This is a genomic window from Bradyrhizobium sp. ISRA464 (assembly GCF_029910095.1).
Lineage (GTDB): Bacteria > Pseudomonadota > Alphaproteobacteria > Rhizobiales > Xanthobacteraceae > Bradyrhizobium.
The window spans coordinates 2,039,416-2,063,692 of the sequence record NZ_CP094526.1 but is presented as its reverse complement, the minus strand read 5'-3'; the positions used below and the strand labels follow the sequence as shown (position 1 = coordinate 2,063,692).

General features: G+C 64.1%; 22 protein-coding genes. 5 read left to right on the top strand and 17 right to left on the bottom strand.

The window, feature by feature from the left end:
• Positions 1-166 precede the first annotated feature (166 nt).
• The 6 genes from MTX19_RS09660 to MTX19_RS09635 form a co-directional block, all read right to left on the bottom strand.
• Entirely contained in the window at positions 167-1,153 is a 987-nt protein-coding gene (locus tag MTX19_RS09660) for an MDR family oxidoreductase (protein WP_280983398.1), read from the bottom strand.
• A 46-nt stretch (positions 1,154-1,199) separates the two neighbouring features.
• A complete protein-coding gene (locus tag MTX19_RS09655) occupies positions 1,200-2,444 on the bottom strand; it encodes an MFS transporter (protein ID WP_280983397.1) in 1,245 nt (414 codons plus the stop codon).
• Between the two features lie 180 nt (positions 2,445-2,624).
• Complete coding sequence (locus tag MTX19_RS09650) at positions 2,625-4,103, bottom strand: cell wall hydrolase (RefSeq protein WP_280983396.1); 1,479 nt, start codon at positions 4,101-4,103, stop codon at positions 2,625-2,627.
• Between the two features lie 347 nt (positions 4,104-4,450).
• A complete protein-coding gene (gene ltrA / locus MTX19_RS09645) occupies positions 4,451-6,064 on the bottom strand; it encodes a group II intron reverse transcriptase/maturase (protein ID WP_280983395.1) in 1,614 nt (537 codons plus the stop codon).
• Positions 6,065-6,303: 239 nt separating this feature from the next.
• Positions 6,304-9,180, bottom strand: a complete 2,877-nt coding sequence (gene ppdK / locus MTX19_RS09640; RefSeq protein WP_280983394.1) for a pyruvate, phosphate dikinase — start codon at positions 9,178-9,180, stop codon at positions 6,304-6,306.
• Positions 9,181-9,271: 91 nt separating this feature from the next.
• A complete protein-coding gene (locus MTX19_RS09635; protein ID WP_280976231.1) occupies positions 9,272-9,427 on the bottom strand; it encodes a DUF3096 domain-containing protein in 156 nt (51 codons plus the stop codon).
• 242 nt (positions 9,428-9,669) lie between these two features.
• On the opposite strand from MTX19_RS09635, the gene MTX19_RS09630 reads away from it, so the two are divergent.
• A complete protein-coding gene (locus MTX19_RS09630; RefSeq protein ID WP_280976230.1) occupies positions 9,670-10,029 on the top strand; it encodes a DUF1236 domain-containing protein in 360 nt (119 codons plus the stop codon).
• A 213-nt stretch (positions 10,030-10,242) separates the two neighbouring features.
• Here MTX19_RS09630 and MTX19_RS09625 read toward each other — a convergent pair whose 3' ends face one another.
• From MTX19_RS09625 to MTX19_RS09595, 7 genes are all read right to left on the bottom strand, one after another.
• Positions 10,243-10,842, bottom strand: coding sequence for a class I SAM-dependent methyltransferase (locus MTX19_RS09625; protein ID WP_280983393.1), 600 nt, complete (start codon positions 10,840-10,842; stop codon positions 10,243-10,245).
• 3 nt (positions 10,843-10,845) lie between these two features.
• Positions 10,846-13,032 carry a glycine--tRNA ligase subunit beta gene (glyS, locus tag MTX19_RS09620; protein ID WP_280983392.1) on the bottom strand — a complete coding sequence of 729 codons (2,187 nt, stop codon included), beginning with the start codon at positions 13,030-13,032 and terminating at the stop codon, positions 10,846-10,848.
• Complete coding sequence (locus MTX19_RS09615; protein ID WP_280976226.1) at positions 13,032-13,967, bottom strand: glycine--tRNA ligase subunit alpha; 936 nt, start codon at positions 13,965-13,967, stop codon at positions 13,032-13,034. The genes glyS and MTX19_RS09615 overlap by 1 nt, the downstream gene beginning before the upstream one ends.
• A gap of 286 nt (positions 13,968-14,253) precedes the next feature.
• Complete coding sequence (locus MTX19_RS09610; protein WP_280976225.1) at positions 14,254-14,445, bottom strand: hypothetical protein; 192 nt, start codon at positions 14,443-14,445, stop codon at positions 14,254-14,256.
• A gap of 116 nt (positions 14,446-14,561) precedes the next feature.
• Entirely contained in the window at positions 14,562-15,473 is a 912-nt protein-coding gene (locus MTX19_RS09605) for a S49 family peptidase (RefSeq protein WP_280976224.1), read from the bottom strand.
• Between the two features lie 246 nt (positions 15,474-15,719).
• Positions 15,720-16,487 carry a methyltransferase gene (locus MTX19_RS09600; protein WP_280983391.1) on the bottom strand — a complete coding sequence of 256 codons (768 nt, stop codon included), beginning with the start codon at positions 16,485-16,487 and terminating at the stop codon, positions 15,720-15,722.
• Entirely contained in the window at positions 16,480-16,707 is a 228-nt protein-coding gene (locus tag MTX19_RS09595; protein WP_280976222.1) for a DUF2007 domain-containing protein, read from the bottom strand. The genes MTX19_RS09600 and MTX19_RS09595 overlap by 8 nt, the downstream gene beginning before the upstream one ends.
• Positions 16,708-16,842: 135 nt before the next feature.
• On the opposite strand from MTX19_RS09595, the gene MTX19_RS09590 reads away from it, so the two are divergent.
• Positions 16,843-17,853, top strand: coding sequence for a polyprenyl synthetase family protein (locus tag MTX19_RS09590; RefSeq protein WP_280983390.1), 1,011 nt, complete (start codon positions 16,843-16,845; stop codon positions 17,851-17,853).
• A gap of 807 nt (positions 17,854-18,660) precedes the next feature.
• On the opposite strand, the gene MTX19_RS09585 is transcribed toward MTX19_RS09590, so the two are convergent.
• Positions 18,661-19,500 carry an AraC family transcriptional regulator gene (locus MTX19_RS09585; RefSeq protein WP_280983389.1) on the bottom strand — a complete coding sequence of 280 codons (840 nt, stop codon included), beginning with the start codon at positions 19,498-19,500 and terminating at the stop codon, positions 18,661-18,663.
• 293 nt (positions 19,501-19,793) lie between these two features.
• On the opposite strand from MTX19_RS09585, the gene MTX19_RS09580 reads away from it, so the two are divergent.
• A complete protein-coding gene (locus MTX19_RS09580; RefSeq protein ID WP_280983388.1) occupies positions 19,794-21,023 on the top strand; it encodes an ABC transporter substrate-binding protein in 1,230 nt (409 codons plus the stop codon).
• 206 nt (positions 21,024-21,229) lie between these two features.
• Complete coding sequence (locus tag MTX19_RS09575; RefSeq protein WP_280983387.1) at positions 21,230-22,333, top strand: mandelate racemase/muconate lactonizing enzyme family protein; 1,104 nt, start codon at positions 21,230-21,232, stop codon at positions 22,331-22,333.
• Between the two features lie 97 nt (positions 22,334-22,430).
• Here the strand turns inward: MTX19_RS09575 and MTX19_RS09570 are convergent, their stop codons facing one another.
• Positions 22,431-22,802 (bottom strand): hypothetical protein, encoded by a 372-nt coding sequence (locus MTX19_RS09570; protein ID WP_280984749.1) that lies wholly within the window; start codon positions 22,800-22,802, stop codon positions 22,431-22,433.
• A gap of 174 nt (positions 22,803-22,976) precedes the next feature.
• Between MTX19_RS09570 and MTX19_RS09565 the strand changes: the two genes are divergently transcribed.
• Positions 22,977-23,201 (top strand): hypothetical protein, encoded by a 225-nt coding sequence (locus MTX19_RS09565; RefSeq protein WP_280976216.1) that lies wholly within the window; start codon positions 22,977-22,979, stop codon positions 23,199-23,201.
• 366 nt (positions 23,202-23,567) lie between these two features.
• Here the strand turns inward: MTX19_RS09565 and MTX19_RS09560 are convergent, their stop codons facing one another.
• Together MTX19_RS09560 and MTX19_RS09555 are read right to left on the bottom strand one after the other, a co-directional pair.
• The gene (locus MTX19_RS09560; protein ID WP_280983386.1) at positions 23,568-24,002 is read right to left on the bottom strand and encodes a cupin domain-containing protein; all 435 of its coding nucleotides are present in this window, start codon (positions 24,000-24,002) and stop codon (positions 23,568-23,570) included.
• A gap of 81 nt (positions 24,003-24,083) precedes the next feature.
• Positions 24,084-24,245: a hypothetical protein gene (locus MTX19_RS09555; RefSeq protein ID WP_280983385.1), complete on the bottom strand. Its 162-nt coding sequence runs from the start codon at positions 24,243-24,245 to the stop codon at positions 24,084-24,086.
• Between the last annotated feature and the right edge of the window lie 32 nt (positions 24,246-24,277).

Here is a 24,277-nt window from a genome sequence, read left to right as displayed (position 1 = left end):
CTTACGAGCGCGGGCTCCCGCTCCTTGTACCCACAAGGTCCCCACACAGGCGCTTTCGACATCTGCGCGAGCCCCCCCAGATCATGCTGTAGGTCTCTTTACCCGCTGCTTACCATACCAACAGTGGCAACATTGGAGCAGCTTGGTTGGTAAAGTCTGAACGCGCTCAGACTATTTTTACCACGATCCGGCCGCGGACCTGGCCGCCGAGGATTTTCGGACCGTACGCGGCGACCTCGTCTAAGACGATTTCGTGAGTAATATCAGCCAGTTTCGCCTTATCCAGATCGCTCGCAAGGCGACGCCAGGCAGTCCTTCGCAACTCGATCGGGCACATCACCGAATCGATGCCGAGAAGGCACACTCCCCGTAAAATGAAGGGCGCGACCGACGTCGGCAAGTCCATACCGGCCGCCAGACCGCAGGCCGCGACGGCGCCGCCATAACGGGTCATGGAGAGCAGATTCGCCAGCGTGGTCGATCCGACACTATCCACACCACCGGCCCAGCGCTCCTTCGCCAGCGGCTTCGCCGGGCCCGAGAGATCGGCGCGGTCGATCACCTCGGACGCGCCAAGACCCTTCAGATAATCGGCCTCGGACAGCCGTCCGGTTGACGCGATGACGTGGTAACCGAGCTTCGAGAGCACGGCGATCGCGACCGACCCGACGCCGCCGGCGGCGCCCGTCACTGCGATCGGACCGCTCTTCGGCGTCAGGCCATGCTCCTCCAGCGCCAGCACCGACAGCATTGCGGTATAGCCTGCGGTGCCGATCGCCATCGCATCCCGCGCCGAGATGCCGTCCGGCAGACGCACCAGCCAGTCGCCCTTGACGCGGGCCTTCTCAGCATAGGCGCCGAGATGGGTCTCGCCCATGCCCCAGCCGTTGCAGACCACCTTGTCGCCCGCCTTCCAGTCGGTATGGCTGGATTGCTCGACGGTGCCGGCGAAATCGATGCCGGCGATCATCGGGAACCGGCGCACCACCGGCGCCTTACCGGTCAGCGCGAGGCCGTCCTTGTAGTTCAACGTCGACCACTCGACCCGCACCGTGACGTCGCCGTCCATCAACTCGGCTTCGTCGAATTGCGTGAGCGCGGCAGTGGTACCTTTGTCCGCCTTGTCGATCCTGATTGCCTTGAACGTTGCCACGATGTGCACTCCCCGAGATCCTTAGGTTCGGGGCATGTTTAACCCATCAGGCAGGCTGCGCAACCGGGCGTGCGACCGGGGCTTCGACGATCGGCAGGTTGATCAGCGCCGACAGCACGCCGAACAGGATCGAAAGCCACCAGACCGGCGTGTAGGAACCGTACTGCTCGAATACCACGCCGCCGAGCCAGACGCCGAGGAAGCCGCCGACCTGATGGCTGACGAAGGCGAATCCGTAGAGCGTAGAGAACCAGCGCGTGCCGAACATCAACGCCACCAGCGCCGAGGTCGGCGGCACGGTGGACAGCCAGGTGACGCCCGAGACCGCGCCGAACGCGATCGCCGAGAATGTCGTGATCGGGAACGAGATGAAGGCGACGGTCGCAAGCGCGCGGGTGAAATAGATCGCCGACAGCAGGTAGCGCTTCGGGATGTAGTTCTGCAACCAGCCGACGCCGAGCGAGCCGACGATGTTGAACAGACCGATCGCCGCGACCACCCAGCCGCCTGTCGACGCCGGAATGCCGCGATCGGCGAGATAGGCCGGCAGATGAATCGTGACGAACGCAAGCTGGAAGCCGCAGGTAAAGAAGCCCAGCACCAGCAGCACGTAGGAGCGATGGCCGAAGGCTTCAGCCAGCGCGGTCTTGAACGATTGCTGGTCGGCGGCCGGAACGTTGTCGGCCTCGGCCGGCGGGGTGGCGAGCGCCAGCGACAGCGGCAGGATCAACAGCATCAGCGCGCCGAACACGACAAGCGCAGTCTGCCAGCCGAAATTGTCGATCAGGGCCACGCCGAATGGCGCAAACAGGAACTGGCCGAACGAGCCAGCGGCAGTGCCGGCGCCAAGCGCGATGCCGCGCCGCTCGGGCGGCAACAGCTTGCTGAAGGCCGCCAGCACCAGGTTGAACGACGAGCCCGACAGACCGAACCCGATCAGCACGCCGGCGCTCAAATCGAGCGACAACGGCGTGGTCGAATAGCGCATCAACAGCAGGCCCGCGGCATAGAGCAAGGCGCCGACGATCATGACGCGTAGCAGGCCGAAGCGATCGGCGATCGCGCCGGCCACCGGCTGGCCCAATCCCCACAGCAGGTTCTGGAACGCGATCGCAAGGCCGAAGATGTCGCGGCCCCAGCCGAATTCACGGCTCATCGGCTGCACGAAGAAACCGAGGCTGGAGCGCGGGCCGAAGCTGAGCAGCGCAATTGCGCAACCGCAGACGATGATCACGAGTGGCGTGCGCCACGTGTCGGATGCCGGACGAAGGTCTCCGGTGGTTACAGCCATCTGATCTCTCCCCCGGCAACTACCCATGCACGGCGCCGGCCGCGCGAAACGTTACAGGGAGTTAATGCAGATGCATGAAAACCCCAAGGGGGCCCGGAGAAAATTTTTCGGCTGCAGGACAGCTCTGCAAAATGAATAGAACCGCGGCCGTTCGTCCCGGCTCGCCAAGATGCCGTGCAATCAGCGTTTCGCGCTGGCCTGCTCGGCCGAGCTCTGCGCGGCTTCGGCAAGCTCGGCTGAGATCTCGGCGGTTTCCGCCGGATTGCCCCACTTCGGCGCGTCGCTGCCATCGCCCCAGGCGCGCGGGCGGTAGAAGGTGTGGACACCGAATTTGTACGTCTTCTTCATCTCGCTGACCCAGGACGGCCGCACCCAATAGGCATGGTAGTGCGTCGAACGGTTGACCTCCGGCAGCCACAGCTTGCCGTCAAGCATCGCCTTCGCGATCTTCTTCGCGCGATCCCACATGTCGGGCTCGCGAACGACGTCGGGAATGTTGTCGCAGGCGAAGGTGAACTGGCAGGCAAAATGACGGTTCTTGTTCTGGTAGACCACGCCGCACACGGTCTCCGGATATTTGCCGGAGAAGACGCGGTTCATCACCACCTGGGCGACCGCGATCTGGCCGCGCACGGCTTCGCCGCGGGCCTCGAAATAGACCGCTTCCGCCAGGCACTTCTCCGACTTGGCGCGTGACTTCGCGTCGAACAGACCGAGCCGCTCGGCTGGAGTCTTGGCGCGCTGGTTGTCGGCGTTGACCTGGCCTTTCGGCGCGATGCTTTCGCCCATCTCGGTGGCCTTGACCGGGCCGTCGGCGTCGACGGGCAATGATGCCATCACCTTCATGTCGGGATCCGGCTGGGCGGCCGGCGTCACGATCACAGGCTCCTCGCCCGGCAGCCAGCGCTCGATGCTCCCCGGCGACCCGAGCGACGAGCCGAAGAACAGGCTCGCTGTCTGGAACGAGAACGGATCGCCTGGCTGCGTCGTGTTGGTGGCGGATGATTGCGTGGCGGGCTCAGGCTTCAGGTCGTCGAGCGAGTCGGCCTCGAGCGACAGCGACACATCGTATTGCGGCAGCGACGACGTCGAATATTGCGGCAATGGCGGCGCACGCAATGCGTCCTGCAATTCGGGATCGAGCGGCGCGTTTTCGGCAGGCGCCTTATCTGCGGTCTTCATGCCTCTGACCGACGCATTCGACGTTGCCGGGTCCTCGTGCGACGAGCCTGCGTTGGAGGGCGCGGCGGGCGCGACCGGATCAGGCTTGGCGACGACGAGGCGATCACCCTTCAGCGTGCGATCGACCTTGGGAAAATCGGAAGCCTGGTAGCGCGGCGGCGGCGCGGCGATCGGATTGCGCGTCACCGCCCGTCTGACGTCGATGCCCTGATTGTCGAGCCTTGCGAGCAGGAAGTTCGGAGCCAGCGGCGCAGATGTGCCGATCGGACGGCCGAAGCTGTAGGTCGCGACCTGGATGGAGCCGACGGCGGATGCGAATACGCGCTTCTGCCAGCGCTCCGCGACGCCCGGCTGGCGGGCAAGCAGCGAGGCGATATCCTGATATCCGGTCTCGGTCGGCATCAAGGCGAAGATGCTGAGACCGAGACCGAAGAGCGCAAGCCGAGCGCTCTTCGGCTGGTTACGCAACACAAACATCGTACGCTCACGCAACGCTTACAGAGTGCGATCGGACGCGCGGATGCGCGCAATTCGATCCTTTTTGTAGCTAACCTGTTTAGGTTGCCGCGGAGTTAATCGGCGTTGCACGCGCGCTACACGCAAGTCATCGCGGACTTTTCGCAGGTCACATCGCGCGCCTTGGTAAATGCGTGGCGCATGAAAGGCGTAAATATCCCGTCAATGAAGATGGTGAAGAAGTCGTTGCGCGCGTCCGCTTGTGCGGTGACGCGGCACGCATGACAAATCGGGATAGGGGGACGCCTCGCGACGTCGCCCCTCCCACACCACCGGACATACGGGTCCGTATCCGGCGGTTCGGCGGATTATGCGGGTCGCTGTGTCGCGACAGAAGCCAAGCCGAGTGAGGCGAAGAAGCCGTTTGGCAGAGCGATGGTGAGTGCGGGGCTGTTCGCGAGCCGCCAGGGGCCATGTGGGTTGCCGACGGTTTGTGCCGCCAGATCCCGGCCGACGCCGCGGCGTCGCAGCTCGGCGAAGCGAGTGCTTCCACGCTTCCATTGCTTCCAGGCGATGGCGCGCAACCGCCGCCTGGTCCACTCATCAAGTGTCCGCAACACCGACGGCGTTTGACAGAAGCCAAAGTAGCCGCGCCATCCCTTGAGATAGACGGACAGCTCCTTGGCGGTCTGTGCCAGGCTTCGGCCGCACGTGCGTCGCGTCAGTTCCCGAACTCTCGCCTTGAAGCGGGCGAGCGCCTGCGGCGCGATGCGCCGCCGCGGTTCTGTCCCGCCGGTGAAGCTGAAGCCCAGGAATTTACGAACACTCGGTCTGGCAACCGCGCTCTTGGCCTTGTTGACCTTAAGCTTGAGGCGCTTTTCGAGGAACTTCTCGATGCCCGCCAGCGCCCGCTCACCCGCCCGATGACTGCGCACATAAATGTTGCAGTCATCGGCGTAGCGCACGAAGCGGTGGCCGCGCTTCTCCAATTCCTTGTCCAGCACATCCAGCATCAGATTCGACAACAGCGGCGAGAGCGGGCCGCCCTGCGGCGTGCCCTCTTCCGTCGGACTGACCAGCCCTCCCTCCAGAACGCCCGCGGTCAGAAAGCCGCGGATCAACTTCAGGAGGCGCTTGTCAGTGACCCGCTTGGCAACCAGCCCCATCAGGATGTCGTGGTTGACCCGGTCGAAGAACTTTTCCAGATCGATGTCCACGACGACGGCGTGCCCGGACGCAATGTAGATCTGCGCCCGTTCCACCGCCTGATGCGCCGAGCGGGTCGGCCGGAAGCCGAAGCTCGCCTCGGAGAACGTTCCGTCCCAATCTGCCTGCAACACCTGCATCACCGCTTGCTGGACAAAGCGGTCGAGTACCGTCGGGATGCCGAGCGGCCGCAGGCCGCCCGATGCCTTCGGTATCTCCACCCGCCTCACCGGCTGTGGCTTGTAGGTGCCGTCAAGCAACTGGGCGCGGATCGTGAGCCAGTGCTCCTTCAGGTGGGTCGGCAGCTCGCCGACGGTCATCCCGTCGACGCCCGCCGCCCCCTTGTTGCGCTTCACTTGCGCCAACGCTTTCTTCAGATTCTCACGCTCGACCACTGCTTCCATCGACGGCCCTGCGACCGCCGGGCGTTCAAGACTAGCCTTCGTCGCGCTTGCTTCGGTCTCTCGGGCGGCGGCGCTCGGGGCTTCACCCTCCGCTCCGGTGCCCGAGTTCAGCTCGATCTGATTCTTCTGCCGCATGGCTCGCGCGAGATGGACCGCTCTACTAACCACTTCCACCGTTCGGGCCTTCGGCGGCGCGCTGCCGCCTACTATGCCCTCGGCTGACTTCTGCGCTGCGGTCAGGCCACCTTGCGACGGCCTCAGTCCCGTTGCCGGGACACAGCGCAGACCTCCCGAGGTAAGACCAACCGCCTTCGCCGCACGCCCGCCGGATTTACCACCCCGACCCTTGATGACCATGGACTTCGCGATCACGTGCTCGCTCGTCCGGGCCGGGTAGGCCTCGTTATCCGGTTCTTGTCCATCAGGCCGCGGTTTTGCTCCACGCTTTCTTCAGACGCCTCCTCGCGGTCACGCCCTTGCGCTTCGCTAATCCTTCGCCGTCATCAGGCTGGATAGAGGACTTCCACCTCCAAGCTGTCGTTCATACTCGGCACACACAGAAAAGGCCGGGACATCGTCCCGGCCTTTGTCACGTCCGAATTGCCTGTCGTTTACGCCTGGCTCGCGATCGGCTTGCCGAGTGCGGCCTGCGCCGCGGCGAGGCGTGCGATCGGCACGCGATAGGGCGAGCACGAGACATAGTCGAGGCCGACCTCATGGCAGAATGCCACCGAGGCGGGATCGCCGCCATGCTCACCGCAGATGCCGACCTTCAGGCTCGGCCGTGTCTTGCGGCCGCGCGTGACGCCGATCCTGACGAGCTCACCGACGCCGTCGCGATCGACCGAGATGAACGGATCGATCTCGAGAATACCCTTGGCGACATAGGTACCGAGGAAGCTCGCCGCGTCGTCGCGGCTGATGCCGTAGGTGGTTTGCGTCAGGTCGTTAGTGCCGAAGGAGAAGAACTCCGCGGTCTCCGCCACCTGGCCTGCCATCAGACAGGCGCGCGGCAGCTCGATCATGGTGCCGACCTGGTAGCTCAGCTTGACGCCGGTCTCCTTCATCACCGCATTGGCGGTCGCATCGATGCGCGCCTTGACGAGATCGAACTCGGCCTTGGTCGCGATCAGCGGCACCATCACTTCAAGACCAACCGGCTTGCCGGTGCGCTTACCGGCTTCGACGGCGGCCTCGAAGATCGCGCGCGCCTGCATCTCGGCGATCTCCGGATAGGCGATCGCGAGACGACAGCCGCGGAAGCCGAGCATCGGGTTGAACTCCGACAGCTCACGGGCGCGGTCGGCGAGCTTGCGCGGATCAGTGTTCATGGCGCGCGCCACTTCCTCGATCTCGGCCTGCGTGTGCGGCAGGAACTCGTGCAGCGGCGGATCGAGCAGGCGGATCGTAACCGGGAGGCCCTTCATGATCTCGAACAGCTCGACAAAGTCGGCGCGCTGCATCGGCAGCAGCTTCGACAGCGCCGCGCGGCGCGACTGCTCGTCCTCGGAGAGGATCATCTCGCGCACGGTGCGGATCCGGGTCTCCTCGAAGAACATGTGCTCGGTGCGGCAGAGGCCGATGCCTTCGGCGCCGAACTTCACCGCGGTGCGCGCGTCATCGGGCGTATCGCCGTTGACGCGGACGCCGAGCTTGCGGACCTGGTCGGCCCAGCCCATCAGCGTGCCGAACTCGCCGGACAGCTCCGGCTCGATCATCGGCATGCGGCCGGCCAGCACCTGCCCCACCGAACCGTCGATGGTGATGACGTCGCCGGTCTTGAAGGTGCGCGAACCGACGCTCATGGTGCCGCGGCCGTAATCGACGCGGATGGTGCCGCAGCCGGAGACGCAGGGCTTGCCCATGCCGCGCGCGACCACCGCCGCGTGCGAGGTCATGCCGCCGCGCGTGGTCAGGATGCCTTCGGCGGCGTGCATGCCGTGGATGTCTTCCGGGCTGGTCTCGATGCGGACCAGGATGACCTTGTGGCCGTCGGCTTGCAGCTTGGCGGCTTCGTCGGACGAGAACACGATCTCGCCAGAGGCCGCGCCGGGAGATGCCGGCAGGCCGGTCGCGATCACGTCGCGCTTGGCGGCCGGATCGATGGTCGGATGCAGGAGCTGATCGAGCGAGGCCGGATCGATCCGCGTCACCGCGTCCTTCTTGGAGATCAGGCCCTCATTGGCGAGCTCGACGGCGATCCGCAGCGCCGCCTTCGCGGTCCGCTTGCCGCCGCGGGTCTGCAGCATCCACAGCTTGCCCTGCTCGACCGTGAACTCCATGTCCTGCATGTCGCGGTAGTGCTTCTCGAGCAGAGTGTAGATCCGCGTCAGTTCCTTGTACGCGTCGGGCATCGCGACTTCCATCGACGGCTTGTCTGAGCCGCTTTCCTGGCGCGCTTCCTCGGTGATGTCCTGCGGCGTGCGGATGCCGGCGACGACGTCCTCGCCCTGCGCGTTGATCAGGAATTCGCCGTAGAGCTTGCTCTCGCCGGTCGAGGGGTTGCGCGTGAAGGCGACGCCGGTCGCCGACGTCTCGCCCATGTTGCCGAACACCATCGCCTGTACGTTGACGGCGGTGCCCCAGGACTCCGGAATGTCGTGCAGCTTGCGGTAGGTCACCGCGCGCGCATTCATCCAGGACGAAAACACCGCGCCGATCGCGCCCCAGAGCTGATCATGCGGATCCTGCGGGAAGTCCTGCCCGGTCTCCTTCGCCACCGCTTCCTTGTACTTGCCGACCAGTTCGACCCAGTCGTCGCCGGTGAGGTCGGTGTCGAGCGAGTAGCCCTGGCTGTCCTTGAAGGTGTCGAGAATGTCCTCGAAGTGGTGATGCTCGAAGCCGAGCACCACGTCCGAATACATCGTGATGAAGCGGCGATAGCTGTCATAGGCGAAGCGACGGTCGCCGGAGAGCTCGGCGAGCGCTTCGACGGTCTGGTCGTTGAGCCCGAGGTTGAGCACGGTGTCCATCATGCCCGGCATCGAGGCGCGCGCGCCGGAACGGACCGAAACGAGCAGCGGGTTCTTCGAGTCGCCGAACGACTTGCCGGTCAGCTTGCCGACATAGTCGAGCGCCCTCTCGACCTGCGCCTTCAACTCCTTCGGATAGGTCTTGTCGTGTTCGTAGAAATAGGTGCAGACCGAGGTCGGGATGGTGAAGCCGGGGGGCACCGGCAGACCGAGATTGGCCATTTCCGCGAGATTGGCGCCCTTGCCGCCGAGCAGGTCGCGCAGGCCGGCCTGACCCTCGGCCTTGCCGTCGCCGAACGTATAGACCCACTTGCCCGCCTTGATTGCAGCAGGCGACGTCTTCGCGGATGCCGCCTTGCCGGCGGGCTTTGCCGCCGGCTTGGCGGCAGCTTTCGGCGCCGCCTTGGGGGCGCTCTTCTTCAGGACCTTGCGTGCCTGCGGCGCGGCCTTGCGGGCCGGTACAGAGGGCTTTGATTTCGCTGCTATTTTCTTGGACTTCGCGACGGCTTTGGCCATGTCAGACAACAATCCGAAAAGAGGGGTCGAAGATGCGCGCCTTACACCATTTTGAGGGGTCCCGCGCAAGCCGCGAAACCCCGCTTTCCCGCTACAAGTGGAGCCAGCGCAGGAGGCCCATTCCGACCAATCCGATGAAGATGAGGTAGATGGCTACAATGAAGTTCAGGAGCCGCGGCATGATCAGGATCAGTATGCCCGCGACCAAAGCCACGATGGCAGGCACATGCGCGGCGGTGATGACCATTGAAGTTTCTCCGGCTGGGTTTCGGAAGATCGAATCGAGGGTGGGGCCGTTTATCGGCTGGCGGTGTGCCGACATCAAGACGCCCAGCGCGCCAACAGGTTCCCGCAACTCACGAAATTTGCCCGAAAATACCGCGTATATGACCGTGATTTTTCCGGAACATCACCACAACAGATGCATTGGCTCCCTATGCGCGTCGGCGAAGGCCGGCGTGATGCAGCGTGAAAAATTGGAGCGAGCCCATGCGAAACAGAATACTGACCGTTGCAGCCGTTGCTGCTGCAATCACGGTGCCGCCTGTTGCCGCACAGGCCCAGACTGTCGGCATCGTCCGCGGTGGTCCTCCGGTGGCAGTCGAGGCTGACGAAGGGATCGCGGTCGAGCAGCGTCCGGCGTTCCGCGAATACATCGTGCGCGAGCGCGTGCCGAACTACACCATCCCTGATCGCGTCGTGGTCGGCACCGTCCTGCCGGAAGCCGGCGTGACCTATTACGATGTACCGCAGCGGTTCGGTGCGACGCCTTATCGCTACACCGTCGTGAACGGCGAGACCGTGCTGGTCGAGCCGCGCTCACGTCGCATCGTTCAGGTGATCGACTAAATGACATGATCCGGATCCGGAGGGCCGCGTCAGCAGAGAGTGGCGCGCGGCCTTCCGATCAGAAGCTTGTCCCGAAGGTAGCCTGAACGATCAGTCCGGGCGCCGCGCAGGCGCATGTGCGCGAAGATCGACCGGACCCGAAAGCCCCGCTTGGCCCTCCCCTCCAGGCGGGGCTTTTGTTCCCCTGCGGGGGTGTTCCGCTTTTTCTAATGATCAGTTGCCCCCTTCCTTCCGTACGACGATCCGCTGAACGACCTTGCCGGACGATGCGCTGACGACCTCCTGGTCGAGCAGCGTCTCGGCTGCCGCCAATTCCGCCCGCACCTCGGCCGCATCGAATGCCGCGTAGAGCCGGCCGTGCGCATCACGCAGGTCGTCGTTCTCGGTCACGCGCCAGCTCAGATAGAAGATGCCGCCGGGCTTCACGATGTCGAGCATGCGGCGGACCGACGGCGCGATCAGCGCGCGATCGAGATGCATGATCACGGTCTCGCACAGCACATTGTCAAAGCTGTTGGCCGCGATGCCGCGCACCTCAGGCAGTTCAGCGCGGGTAAAGCGCAATTGCGGATAGCGCGTGCGGGCTTCAGAGAGCAGACCCTCTGAGGCGTCGTAGCCTTGCGCCGGGAAGCCATTGGCATTCAGCCACGCCACCTCTCGACCGCTGCCGCAGCCGATATCGGCGGTTGAACCGCCCCTGATAAAGAAGCGCGCGACGATCTCTTGCAGGTCGACCGGCGCCGGCTGCTCGTGCCAGTCCTGCGCAAACGCCGCCGCCTCCTTGTCGTAAGCGGCAAGCGTCGCGCGATCCATCGATCAGCCCTCGATCCTGGAGAAGTCGGCAACCGCACGGGTCGCGGCGCGGATCTCATTGAGTAGCTTCAGGCGGTTTTCGCGGACTTTCGGGTCATCGTCATTGACCTTGACCTTGTCGAAGAACGCATCGACCGCCGGACGGAGTTTTGCCATCGCGCTCATCGCGGCGGCAAAATCCTCCTGCGCGACCGCGGCGGAGGCTTCGCTCTTCGCCTGGTCGATTGCCTTCGCCAGCGCCTTCTCCTCGTCGAGCTTGTACAACGCGGCATCGGGCGCGCCGTCGAAGGTCCGCTTGTCCCTCCTCTCCTCGATGGCGAGGATGTTGCTGGCGCGTTTGGTGCCGGCAAGCAGGTTCTTGCCGTCGTCGCTGTCGAGGAATTTTCCGAGCGCCTCGACGCGGCGGACGACGAGCAGGAGATCGTCCTGACCGCCGAGCGAGAACACGGCGTCGACGAGGTCGTGACGTGCGCCCTGGTCGCGGAGCTGCACCTTCAGACGGTCAGCGAAGAAGACGAGGAGATTTACGGTCCGTTCGTCCAAAAATCGTCCGCCGAATGAGATCTCTCGCCGGCCGACCGCGGCAGCCATTGCGCCACCAGTGATTCCGAGGGTCTTTGCAGCTTCTTTCTGCGCATTTGCTAGATCAATCCCCTCAAACTGATGGTCAAGTAGCGTACCGAAGGCGAGGCGAAGCTGATTGTCTACTACCAGCCTAATTACACCCAGTGCCGCACGGCGCAGCGCATAGGGGTCCTTCGACCCTGTCGGCTTCTCGTCGATCGCCCAAAACCCAACCAGCGTGTCGAGCTTGTCCGCCAGCGCCACCGCGACGCTCACTGCATCCGTCGGCACACGATCGGTGGGCCCCTGCGGCTTCCAGTGCTCTTCGCTTGCGGCGGCGACGGAGGCATCCTCGCCCTGCGCCAGCGCGTAGTACTTGCCCATCAGGCCCTGCAGCTCGGGGAATTCGCCGACCACCTCGGTCAACAGATCCGCCTTCGCCAGCCGCGCCGCGCGTTCGGTCTTCTCGACATCGGCGCCGACCAACGGCGCGATCTCGGCCGCGAGCCGCTCGATCCGCTTGATCCGCTCGGCCTGCGTGCCGAGCTTCTCGTGGAACACGATCTGTTCGAACTTCGGCAGCCGGCTCTCGAGCTTGGTCTTGAGGTCGGTCTCGTAGAAGAACTTTGCGTCCGACAGTCGCGCGCGGATCACGCGCTCGTTGCCGCCGATGATGGTCTTGCCGCCGTCGGTCGCCTCGATGTTGGCGGTCAGGATGAACTTGTTGGCGAGCTTCCCAGTCTTGGGATCGCGCACCACGAAGCATTTCTGGTTGTTGCGGATGGTGGCGCGGATCACCTCGTCGGGGATCGACAGGAACTCCTTGTCGAACGAGCCCATCAGCACGACCGGCCATTCGACGAGGCCGGAGACCTCGTCGAGCAGAACCTGGTCCTCGACCAGTTCATAGCCTTGCGCGAAGGCCAATTGCTTCGCATCGGTCAGAATGGCGTCCTTGCGCCGCTCGGGGTCGACCACGACCTTGGCGTCGAGCAGCTTGGCCTCATAGTCCGCGAAGCGGCGCACCGGGATCGGGCCCGGCGCCATGAAGCGATGACCGAAGGTGGTCTGCCCGGCCTCGATGCCGTCGACGGAGAATTTCACCACGTCGGGTTCTTCGGTCTCGAGCCCGAAGGTCGCGGTGATCGCATGCAGCGGGCGCACCCAGGTGAGCGAGCCCGATTTGGCCGAGCGCGTGCCCCAGCGCATCGATTTCGGCCAGGGGAAGGTGCGGATGATCACCGGCAGCATCTCCGCGATCACGTCGATCGCAGGACGGCCGGGCTTCTCGATCAGCGCGATGTAGAAGTCGCCCTTCTTGTCGTGTTGGATCTTGGCTTCGCTGATCGAAGACAGGCCGGTCGCCTTCAAAAATCCCTGGATCGCGGGCTCGGGGCCGCCGACGCGCGGGCCGCGGCGCTCTTCCTTCAGGTCGGGCTGGCGCGTGGGGACACCGTGCACTGTCAGCGCAAGCCGCCGCGGAGTCGCGAACGCCTTCGCGCCCTCGTAGACGAGGCCTTCGGCGACCAGCTTGTCGGTCACCATGCGGCGCAGATCGTCCGCCGCCTTGGCCTGCATGCGCGCGGGGATTTCTTCGGAAAACAGCTCGAGGAGAAGATCGGGCATCAGATCGCCCTGCCCGCTTCGGTGTGGACCCACGCCTCGCCGCAGGCCTTCGCCAGCTCGCGCACGCGCATGATGTAGCTCTGCCGCTCGGTCACCGAGATCACGCCACGGGCGTCGAGCAGGTTGAACACATGGCTCGCCTTGATGCACTGGTCATAGGCTGGCAAGGCCATCAGATGTTCCTTTTGATTGCTGCTCTCGCGCCAGCCGGCGGCGAGATATTTCTTGCAGGCGTCCTCCGCCATCCTGAACTGCTCGAATAGCATCGCAGTGTCGGCATATTCGAAATTGTGCCGCGAATATTCCTGCTCGGCCTGCAGGAACACGTCGCCATAGGTGACCTTCTCCGCGCCCTCGCGGCCGTTGAAGTTGAGGTCGTAGACGCGGTCGACGCCCTGCACATACATCGCGAGACGCTCGAGCCCGTAGGTGAGCTCGCCGGACACCGGCGCGCATTCGACACCGGCGACCTGCTGGAAATAGGTGAACTGGCTGACCTCCATGCCGTCGCACCAGCACTCCCACCCCAGGCCCCAGGCGCCCAGCGTCGGGCTCTCCCAGTCGTCCTCGACGAAGCGGATGTCATGGACGGCGGAATCGATGCCGATCGCGGCGAGCGACTTCAGGTACAGGTCCTGAAGGTTCGGCGGCGACGGCTTCATGATCACCTGGAACTGGTAATAGTGCTGCATCCGGTTGGGGTTTTCCCCGTAACGGCCGTCCTTGGGCCGCCGCGAGGGCTGCACATAGGCCGCGTTCCAGGGCTTCGGTCCCAGCGCGCGCAAGGTGGTGGCGGGATGGAAGGTGCCGGCGCCCATTTCCATGTCATAGGGCTGCAGGATGACGCACCCCTGCTCGGCCCAGAAACGCTGGAGAGCGAGGATGAAGCCCTGGAACGAACGTTCCGGGCGCATGTGGTCAGGCAGGGCGTCCATCGTCAGTAAAGGTCTCGCGAGGGGGGTGTGAAGCGCGCGGGACCGTATCGGCGGCGGCCAATGGAATCAAGGCGATGCCAGCTGTTTCGGTGGGCTCTCGTCACCTCTCCCCCTTGCGGGGGTCGAGACGAGCGAAACTCGCTCTTAGGCCGGATCGCATCCTGGATGCGATCCGGGTGGGGGCTCTCTTCACGATACGACCGTGGAGAGAGCCCCCACCCGACCCTCCCCCGCAAGCGGGAGAGGGAGAGCAATCCCTGTGTGACAAATTGGGGAGATCCAAGCCCTAGCCCGGGCGATAGGCCCCGGTCACGGGGTCGCGGCGCAGGGTCTTGATTTCGCTCGCGCGCGCGGCTTCGGCCACGCGGGCAAGCCGCGCCTCTTCCAGTTCCTGGTTGATCCGGACGGCCGTCCTGTAGGCCCAGCGGACCACGGCCAGGCCACCCAGGACGCCTGCAAATGCGATCAGCGGCGGCATCGGTCGATCCTTGTCGTTCACGTCGGTCAGGCCCCCAATGAACGGCATTCTCGCCCAAGCCGGCCTGCGCCGCAATCGCACTTTTGGGGCCAAATGGCGCGCTCAAATCCACGTGTTCAGAACCCGAATCGGGCCCAAATCGCCCTGGTTTCCAGCGCCGAGATCAGTTCCTCCGGCAAGCCGCCGAATCCGTCGAGCCCGGCCAGCGCCCCCGCCCCGGGGGCCCGGCGACCGAGCAGCCCTGACAGCATGCCGCTTGCGGGCGCGATCACCGGCGTCAGCACCTTGTCGCCGTAGCGGGCACGCAGCGTCGAGCGGAGATCGCCGATACCGTCCGCGAGCCCCAGGCCAACTGCGGTCTCGCCCGCCCAGTACTCGCCGGTGAACAGCACGTCGTCGGCGCCGTTCAGGCGGCCGCCGCGGCTCTGCCTGACCAGCGCGATGAAGATCGCGTGGATCTCGCGCTGGATCGCCTTGAGCCGGGCCACATCGTCGGGGTTCTCGGGCAGGAACGGATCGAGCATCGCCTTGTGGCTGCCCGCTGTGTAGAGCCGCCGCTCCACCCCGATCTTCTTGATCAATCCCTCCAGGCCGAAGCTGCCACCGACCACGCCGATCGAACCCAGGATCGAGGACGGGTCGCAATAGATCTCGTCGCCCGCGCAGGCGATCATGTAGCCGCCGGAAGCCGCGACATCCTCGACGAACACCAGCACCGGCAGCTTCTTCTCCGCGGCCAATTGGCGGATGCGCAGGTAGATCTGCCGGGACTGCACCGGCGAGCCGCCCGGCGAGTTAATCACCAGCGCCACCGCCTTGGCATTCCGAGTGCCGAAGGCGCGCTCCAGCAGCTTGGCGACGCCGGCGAGCGTCATGCCTGGCCGCAGCGGGGTCACCGCGCCGATCACGCCGGATAGCCGCACCACCGGCACGACGGCCACGCCGCGCCTGAACCGCGCCGGAAGGATGTCCTGCATCCGCTCGACCAGTCCCGGCTTCGCTGCGCGATCACTTGTTTGTTCACTCATGCCGTTACCTCGAATTAACCACTTCTTATCACGCCACTGTCATTGGAAAGCACGGAACGCGTTTTGCATTGTGTCCGTTGGGGCTGCAATGCGCAGCGGAGAGAGCGACATGAAGATCTATCTGCTGATTTTGCTGATCGGTACACTCCTCACCGCGATCCATTTCACGTCCAGGCCGGAGCGGCAGTCGGAAACGGCTCCGCAATAAGGCCGAGCCAATGAGGGCGCGGGTAGCGGACCTGCTCGTTACGGCCGCGCCATCGGCAATCCTTCCTTTCCAGCCAAAATTCCCTGCACCCATTTGTTGGGCATGCCTGATTGATCATTGAGCAGCAGCGCGGCATGGAGCCGCGTCGGTGCCCGTCCGCCCTTGGTGGCGCGAACCAGGATGCGGATCGCCGGTGACGTCGCGTCGGCGTGAACGGGCAGGATCTCGACGCTGCCAAAGCCGCGACCGAGCGCGCCCAAAACCTCGGCGATCCCGTCGGCCCGCCAGATCATCGCAAGCCGCCCGTTCGACTTGAGAATCCGCCGCGCGACATGAACCCAGCTCTCCAGCGTCGTCGTGGTCGCGACATGGGCGCGCTCCCGCACGCTGTCCGGCGAGGCGCGATGCCTGGCCGGATCGTTGAAGGGCGGATTCATCAGCACGACATCGGCACTATCGGGCCCGAGCCCGGCTGCGGCGAACGTCGACGCCTCGGCCTCGACATCGAGCACGACCACGTCGGCCATGATCGCGTTGGCGCTGGCATTATTCCGCGCGAGCTCAGCCAGGGTTGGGTCGATTTCGACCAGTGCGAGATCGATTCCGCTGATCCGTCGTGCCACGGCCAGCCCCGCCGCGCCGACGCCGGAACCGAGATCGACGACGCGATCGCCCGACCGCGCCGGCGTGGCCGCGGCGAGCAGGATCGCGTCATGGCCGGCGCGATGACCGCTGCGCGGCTGCCGCAACCGCAATTGCCCGCCGAGGAATCCATCCTCGGTGACATCAGTGGCCGGACTACTCATCGGTCCGCAATTCATGGCCAAGGCCGGCCTCGGTCAGAAGCTGGCGCGCCTGGTGGTTGTCGTCCTCATGCACCAGGATCCGGCGTGGCAGCACGCCGAGCGAGCCCTCGATGATGCTCATGTTCTGGTCGAGCACCAGGTGATGGATGTTAGCGCTGTCGAGCAGCGCGCCGACCGCGGAAACCAGCACCATGTCGTTGGTTCGAACCAATTCCCGCAAATCACGCTCTCCTCTGAACCCGGCTGTGCTGACGCGGCAACACATGTCAACAACTTCGTGGCCTTGCCGCTTCACCGCGCAGTTTCTAATGTTATAGCTGAGGATAGTGCGAATTCGGCAAAATTGGAGACCAGCGTGGCGGTTATTGTACCCTTTGAAAGCCCGTCCAATGCTTCGATCGACGGGCTGGTGGGGCTTGTCGCCGCCGACATGGAGCGCGTCAACGCGACGATCATTTCGCGGACCGGCTCCGAGGTCACCATGATCCCCGAGGTCGCCAATCATCTGATCTCCTCCGGGGGAAAACGGCTGCGCCCGATGCTCACCTTGGCGATGGCCCAGCTCTCCGACTATTCCGGCGACGGCCATATCAAGCTCGCCGCCGCAGTCGAATTCATGCACACCGCGACGCTGCTGCATGACGACGTGGTCGACGAGAGCGAACTGCGCCGCGGCAAGCTCTCGGCCCGCATGCTGTGGGGCAACGAGGCGAGCGTGCTGGTCGGCGACTTCCTGCTCGGCCAGGCCTTCCGCATGATGGTCGAGGTCGGCTCGCTGCGCGCGCTCGACATTCTGTCGGCCGCCGCCGCCACCATCGCCGAGGGCGAGGTGATGCAGCTTGCGGCGGCCAAGAACACCGCGACCACCGAGGACGAATATCTCGCCGTGATCAGGGGCAAGACCGCCGAGCTGTTCGCCGCGGCCTGCGAGGTCGGCCCCGTGATCGCCAACCGGCCCAAGGCAGAGCAGACCGCCTGCCGCTCGGTCGGCATGAATCTCGGCATCGCCTTCCAGCTCGTCGACGACGTGCTCGACTATGGCGGCAAGTCCGCCAAGCTCGGCAAGAATGTCGGCGACGATTTCCGCGAGGGCAAGATCACGCTGCCGGTGGTGTTCGCCTTCCGTCGCGGCAATGACTCCGAGCGCAAGTTCTGGATTCGCGCGCTCGAGCGCGGCGAGATCAGTGCGAACGATCTCGATCACGCGATCGGCCTGATGACCAAGCACCGCGCCCTCGAAGACACGATCAGCCGCGCCCAGCATTACGGCGCGATGGCCGTCGACGCGCTGGCGCTGTTCCCCTCCTCGCCGATGAAGACGGCGCTGGAAGGGGTGGTCGCGTTCTGCCTTGCGCGCTCGCATTGAGCATCCCTGTTGTCATGGCGACAGCCAGGACCCATAACCATCGGCGTTTGTTGTTAGAGGGATCGCGGCCCCAGCGTCGCGCAACGATCAGCGCTTGGGGTAATGGGTCCTGGCTTTCGCCAGGACGACACTGAATGTGTGGCACGGCTTGATTTCAAGCGACTCGCAGCCTCGCATTCTCGCGACACGAATTGCCCGAGGTTTGCTGTCATTTTCTCCGCCCTCTCTTGATCAGAGGGCGCAGGGAAAGCCGGGTGCCGATCGCACCCATGGGCCCGGTGCAACAAAAAAAGCACCGGGGGTAGGACCACAGGTGAAACCGGAGCAATCCGGCTTTCCCTGCACGATGGGTTACGGCTTACTTCGTGCTCTCCCCGGCGAGACTTGGCTTTTTTGTCACCGTCTTCGCAAAGACGCGTTCGCGTGCTTAGCGAGGAGACACCTGCCACTGGGGCGTCGAGACCACACGACTTCACCGTCCGCTTCATGCGCACTCGTCAGTTGCGCAATCCGCGTCCACCGCATCCCACACCACGTTCGTGACGATCGCGATCCGCCCCTCGTGTCGGGTGAGACGCGCGCATCATAGACTGAGTTGCAGTTCTGAAAAACAGAAATATTTTTGCTGCGGGGACTTGCGCCGTCGGGCAAATCAGTGATTGGCACGTCAGGAAGGCACCGGCGAAAGGGTTCCCTCTCCCCTTGCGGGGTCCGAGGCGCGCCTCTTGCCGCGAACCCGGAATCCATTGAACTGTGCGGACCCGTTGGCGAGCCCCGGAATGACGGATGGGGTGGCTACACAATGCCCTACTCCCTCACCGGCACCCAGATCTCCAATCCGCCATTGCCGGTCGACGCATCGAAGTTTTCGTCATAGCGCTCGAAGTTGGGCGCGTCCGCGACTTTCATGCCGGACTGCGGCAGCCAGCGATTCCAGATCGTGTTGACGGTGCGGCGGATGGTCGAGATGTGATCGCTGTGGGTGAACACGACATATTTCTGCTCGGGGATGCGGACATGCGCGAATTCGCGCGGCAGGTCGGAGAAATCCGCGACCTCGACACCGGCGATGTAGTCAAAATTTCCGGCATCGTCGCCGTTGCAGCAGACGCCATACGCCACCTTGCCGACCTGGCGGGGAATGTTGGCGGATTGCAGGTGAAACTCTTGCCACTGGTTCGGGATCCCGGCCGTGCTGCCGTTGGCGTGATTGTAGCGCTCGCCGATGCCGGCGACGAGGAACGCCTTGCCGGTCGCGATGCGCGGTGGATCGATGTGATCGAGGGCTGTCGAGATCATGGTGATCGGCTCCTGGAGCTTGAGCGTCTTCAGGCACGTCGCCGTGCGCACCGTCTCGGGCGTGACGCCGAAATGGTCGCGGAACGCGCGGGTGAATGCTTCGTGGGAGCCGTAATCCGCATCCAGCGCGAGGCTGAGGATATCGGGCGCACCGGCGGCGAGCTGGCGCGCGGCCTCGCTGAGACGGCGGGCCCGCACATAACGCATCACCGAGAACCCGGTCGCCTCCGCAAACGCCCGCACCAGATGGAAGCGCGACACGCCGGCGACGCCGGCAATCTCGTCGAGCGTCAGCGGCGCGCCGAGATGGCTTTCGATGTACCAGAGCGCCTTCTGGGCTGGATTCATGGACGACGGCTTTCCCTGGAGCGTGATCTCCGCGCAAACACGTTCCGCGTTTGTCGCGAGGAATGCTCAAACCAAAGCAGGCGCATCATGCACTGACGCTCTGCGCGGCATTTGACAGTCCTTGCTGCTCGGCGGACGAAATCGCGGTTCCGCTCCACGGAAATTTAGCGCAAAGGCGTCGCTGGTCACATGGTCGCAATCGTGCATACTCACCGCTGCATCGATCCGACGGCTCACCAAGCTGCCCGATAATCAAGACTGCATGAGCCGCGGCCAGCATGTCAGGGAGGACAATGATGCACCATCGACGCTTGAGCTATGCCCGAATCGCCGCGCTTGCGGGATGTCTCGTACTGGCCGCAAGCGCGGCCAACGCACAGAAGAAATACGATCCGGGCGTGACCGACACCGAGATCAAGATCGGCAATATCATGCCCTATTCCGGCCCGGCCTCGGCCTACGCCACCATCGGCAAGACCGAGGCGGCCTATTTCAAGAAGCTCAACAGCGAAGGCGGCATCAACGGCCGCAAGATCAACTTCATCTCTTACGACGACGGCTACAGCCCGCCGAAAATGGTCGAGCAGGCCCGCAAGCTCGTCGAGAGCGACGAGGCGCTGCTGATCTTCAATCCGCTGGGCACGCCGGGCAACACGGCGATCCAGAAATATATGAACGCCAAGAAGGTGCCGCAGCTGTTCGTCTCGACCGGCGCCGCCAAGTGGAACGACCCGAAGAACTTTCCGTGGACCATGGGCTGGCAGCCGAGCTACCAGGTGGAGGCGCGCATCTACGCCAAATACATCCTGCAGCATTACCCCGGCAAGACGATCGGGGTGCTCTACCAGAACGACGATTTCGGCAAGGACTACCTGATCGGCCTGCATGACGGTCTCGGCGATCAGGCCAAGAAGCTGATCGTGGTCGAATCCGCCTATGAGACGACGTCGCCGACGGTGGATTCCCAGGTGGTGCAGATCAAGGGCGCCAATCCCGACATCTTCGTCAACATCGCGACCCCGAAATTCGCGGCGCAGGCGATCAAGAAGGTCGCCGAGCTGGACTGGCATCCGGTGCAGTTCCTAACCAACGTGTCAGGCTCGATCGGCGGCGTAATGAAGCCGGCCGGCTATGAGGCGAGCCAGGGCGTGCTGTCCACGGCATATCTCAAGGATCCCAAGGACGCCGAGTGGAAGAACGATCCGGCGATGACCGAGTGGCGCGCCTTCATGGCCAAGTGGTACCCCGAAGGCGACCTCGACGATGCCGCGACCGTATTCGGCTACGGCGTCGCCAAGGGCCTCGAGCAGGTGCTGCGGCAATGCGGCGACAACCTCACGCGCGAGAACGTGATGAAGCAGGCCGCCAGCCTGAACTTCGAGATCGGCATCTATTTGCCTGGCACGAAGATCAAGACCGGGCCTGACGACTACGCTCCGATCGAGCAGCTTCAGATGATGCGCTTCAAGGGCGAGAGCTGGGAGCGGTTCGGCCCGATCATGAGCGGCGGGAAGGAGTCGTAAGTTCCAGCCGGCCGCCCCTCGTCATTACGAGGAGCTCGCGACAAAATTGCAAAGCAATTTTGCGCTGAAGCGACGAAGCAATCCATTTCTCCGCAAACTCGGATAGAATGGATTGCTTCGCGGAGCCTGTCATCCGGCGGCGCTCGCGCCGATCGGGTGGCTCGCAATCACGCGGCGGTGCCCCCCGCGCAAGAAAGGCAACGACAATGAAAATCACCGACGTCCGCGCCCACCATATCCGCATCCCCTATGACGCCGGCCCCGCGAGCTTCCGCCAGGGCGCTTCGGCGATCTCCGCGCTCGACATGGTGATCGTTGAGATTTCGACCGATGCCGGCCTCACCGGCTGGGGCGATGCCTTCGCCTATGTCTGCCCGCGGACGAGCTGCGCGGCGGTGACCGAGATGATCGCGCCGCAGGCGCGCGGCCTCGAGGTTCCCGACGCCGCGGGCATTCCCGCGGTCATGGAGCAGATCCAGCGCAACCTGCATCTGTTCGGCCGTTACGGCATCACGATGTTTGCGATCTCGGCGCTCGACATCGCGCTGTGGGATCTCGCCGGCAAGGTGCAGCGCGCGCCATTGCATCAACTGATCGGCGGCGCGAAGCGCAACGCGATTCCGGCCTATGCCAGCCTGATGCGGATCGGCAACGCCGGGCACATCGCATCCGAGTGCAAGAAGGCGATCAAATCAGGCTATTCGGCAATCAAGCTGCACGAGACCACGATCCCGGCCGTTACGGCCGCGCGTGAGGCGATCGGCCCCGACGTGCCGCTGATGGTCGACATGAACTGCCCGCTGGACGGACCGGCGGCGATTCAATTTGCCCGGGATTGCCAGCAGGCGGCGCCGATGTTCCTGGAGGAGCCGATCTGGCCGCCGGAGGATTTCGCGACGCTTGCGGAAGTGCGCAAGGAGGGCCGGCTCGATATCGCAGCCGGGGAGAATGCCTGCACGGTGTATCAATTCCGCCAGATGATGACGGCCGGCGCGGTCAGCCACGCGCAGCCGTCGGTGATCAAGGTCGGCGGCGTTACCGAATTCCTGAAGGTCGCGGTGCTCGCCGACGAGTTCGGCGTCAAGGTGATTCCGCATTCGCCCTATTTCGGGCCCGGCTTCCTCGCAACGTTGCATCTGATGGCGATCCGCGACGAAGGCCTGATCGAGGTGTTCTTCATGAAACGCGCCGCCTGCCTGTGGGGCGACCGCATCGATGTCGATACCAGCGGCCATGTCGCCGTGCCGCAAGACCCCGGGCTTGGCTACGAGCCGGATCGCGACGTGATGGAGAAGTATCGGGTGGCGTGAGACCTCCATGAGACAGGTTCGAGCAGTCCCCGCGAAATGACTGCGCCCCCTCTCCCGCTTGCGGGGGAGGCGAAGAGACCGCGCGGACGGACTCCGCCTACTTCGTTCCGTCCTTCGCCGCAGGCGCTGCATCCTTCGGCGGCAGCGCGTCGGCTTTCTTCTTCAAATCGTCAGCCATCTTGACCTGCGCGATCTGCAAGTCGGCGACGAGCTTCTGCAAGCTCGCGACCGAGCTCTTCAAGGTTTCGATCTGGCGGTTGGCGGCATCGAGCTTCTGCTGCTGATCGGCGGTGAGCTTGTTGATCGTCTTCTGCAGGAAATCGACATTGCTCTGCAGGCAGCTGGTGCGCCGTTCCATGGTTTTTTCCACGGTGCAGATTTCGATGCCGGGCACGTCCTGCGCATGCGCTGATCCGACGACGCCGAACGCAAGCGGCACGACAAAGGCAACAGCAAAGCGAGCGATCATCATCATCCCCAATCCGGCGCGCCGTTCACAGCTTTGTGCTTGTGACGTTGAAAGCGAGGCAGACATACCACACTGATACCGCATTCAAGCGGTGTGCTCTGGCTATTACGGGGAACTTCTCGTGGGGACGGGGGTCTTCGGAACTTGTTTGGTTCGACTCTGGAGACAAATCACATGGCGACACGCGAAAAACGGCTGGCGCAATTCGATGGCAACGGCGCACCTTCGCCAGACCAATGCGTGGAAGTGCTTTGCGAGGATCATAGCGGGACATATCAATTGCCGTTCGCCTGCCGTTTCGTCGACGGCCAGTGGCGCAATGACACAACCGGCGGCGCCTTGGAGGCCAATGTCATCGCCTGGCGCAAGCCGCGCGAGAAGCAGGCCGGCGCGACCTAGCAGGGTGCGGTTCTGCGAACCGCCCTCCGCTCTTTGCATTCGAGCATGATCACCCCGCGGCAAACGGCGTCGCATTTTGTCGCGGGGGAAAGCGTCTCTCCAGTTGGCGTATGGCCGGCCGCGCAGCCGGACGATGCGCGACGCGACGCGCGTTGTTCCAAAACGCGACGCGCTTCACCTCGTCTTAAGATTCGGAACGGGGATGGAACGAACCGCGTCCGAATCGCTGATCGGGCACCGTACTCCGTTGTTCACGGCTAGATGTGGTCATCAGGCCGAGCCAGCGCACCACATACAGAAGCATCACGATCGGCCGCAGCCAACGCCCGACGACGAAAGTTAATTCCTCCGCTGACGACATGGTGATCACGTCCAGGGCGTGATCGGCGGGACCGTTTCGGTCGCCGGCGCCACGTCCACGGTCTTGAAATCGGCAGGGCTGACGATTTCGAGATATTCCATGTCCTTCGAGTAATCGAACAGATAGTGGGTGATACCGGGCCGCTGATGCACGACGTCGCCGGCCTCAACCAGCGTCTCCTTGTCCTCGTACATGAAGCGCGCCCAGCCCTTGGTCATGATGACGATCTGAAAATCGCAGAGGTGCTTGTGCCAGCCGGTGCCCTGCTCCGGCGGCATGCCGGGATTGGCCTTGACCAGATGGCAGATCACCTGCCCGCCGGTGGCGTCGGCGATGCCGAGGTCGCGATACAGGAAGAAGTCGCGCAGACCGCCTCCCTTGAACTCGGTGTCACCGGGTTTGACGTGGGAGAATTTGCCGACGACGGCGTGCTGGTTCATGGAAGCCTCCACGGTTCTCGTGTTCGCGAGATCGCGGCGCAGCTCGGCGTCCAAATTTTCGGCAGCGTCGCATCGTCGCGGTCACAGCTTGACAATGGCCATGCGAAATCCTTGCCAGCCGCGTTTGCCTGCGGCGAAATGGCTCATCGCGCCGTCGCCGCCACGACGGAAGCATTTGCTGCTGGACACGAATTTGCGTTGCGCGAAGACCGCGCCGCGGCTGGCGCAGCCCCGATGCGACAACGGCAATGATCACAGGCGGCATGTCGATTGAG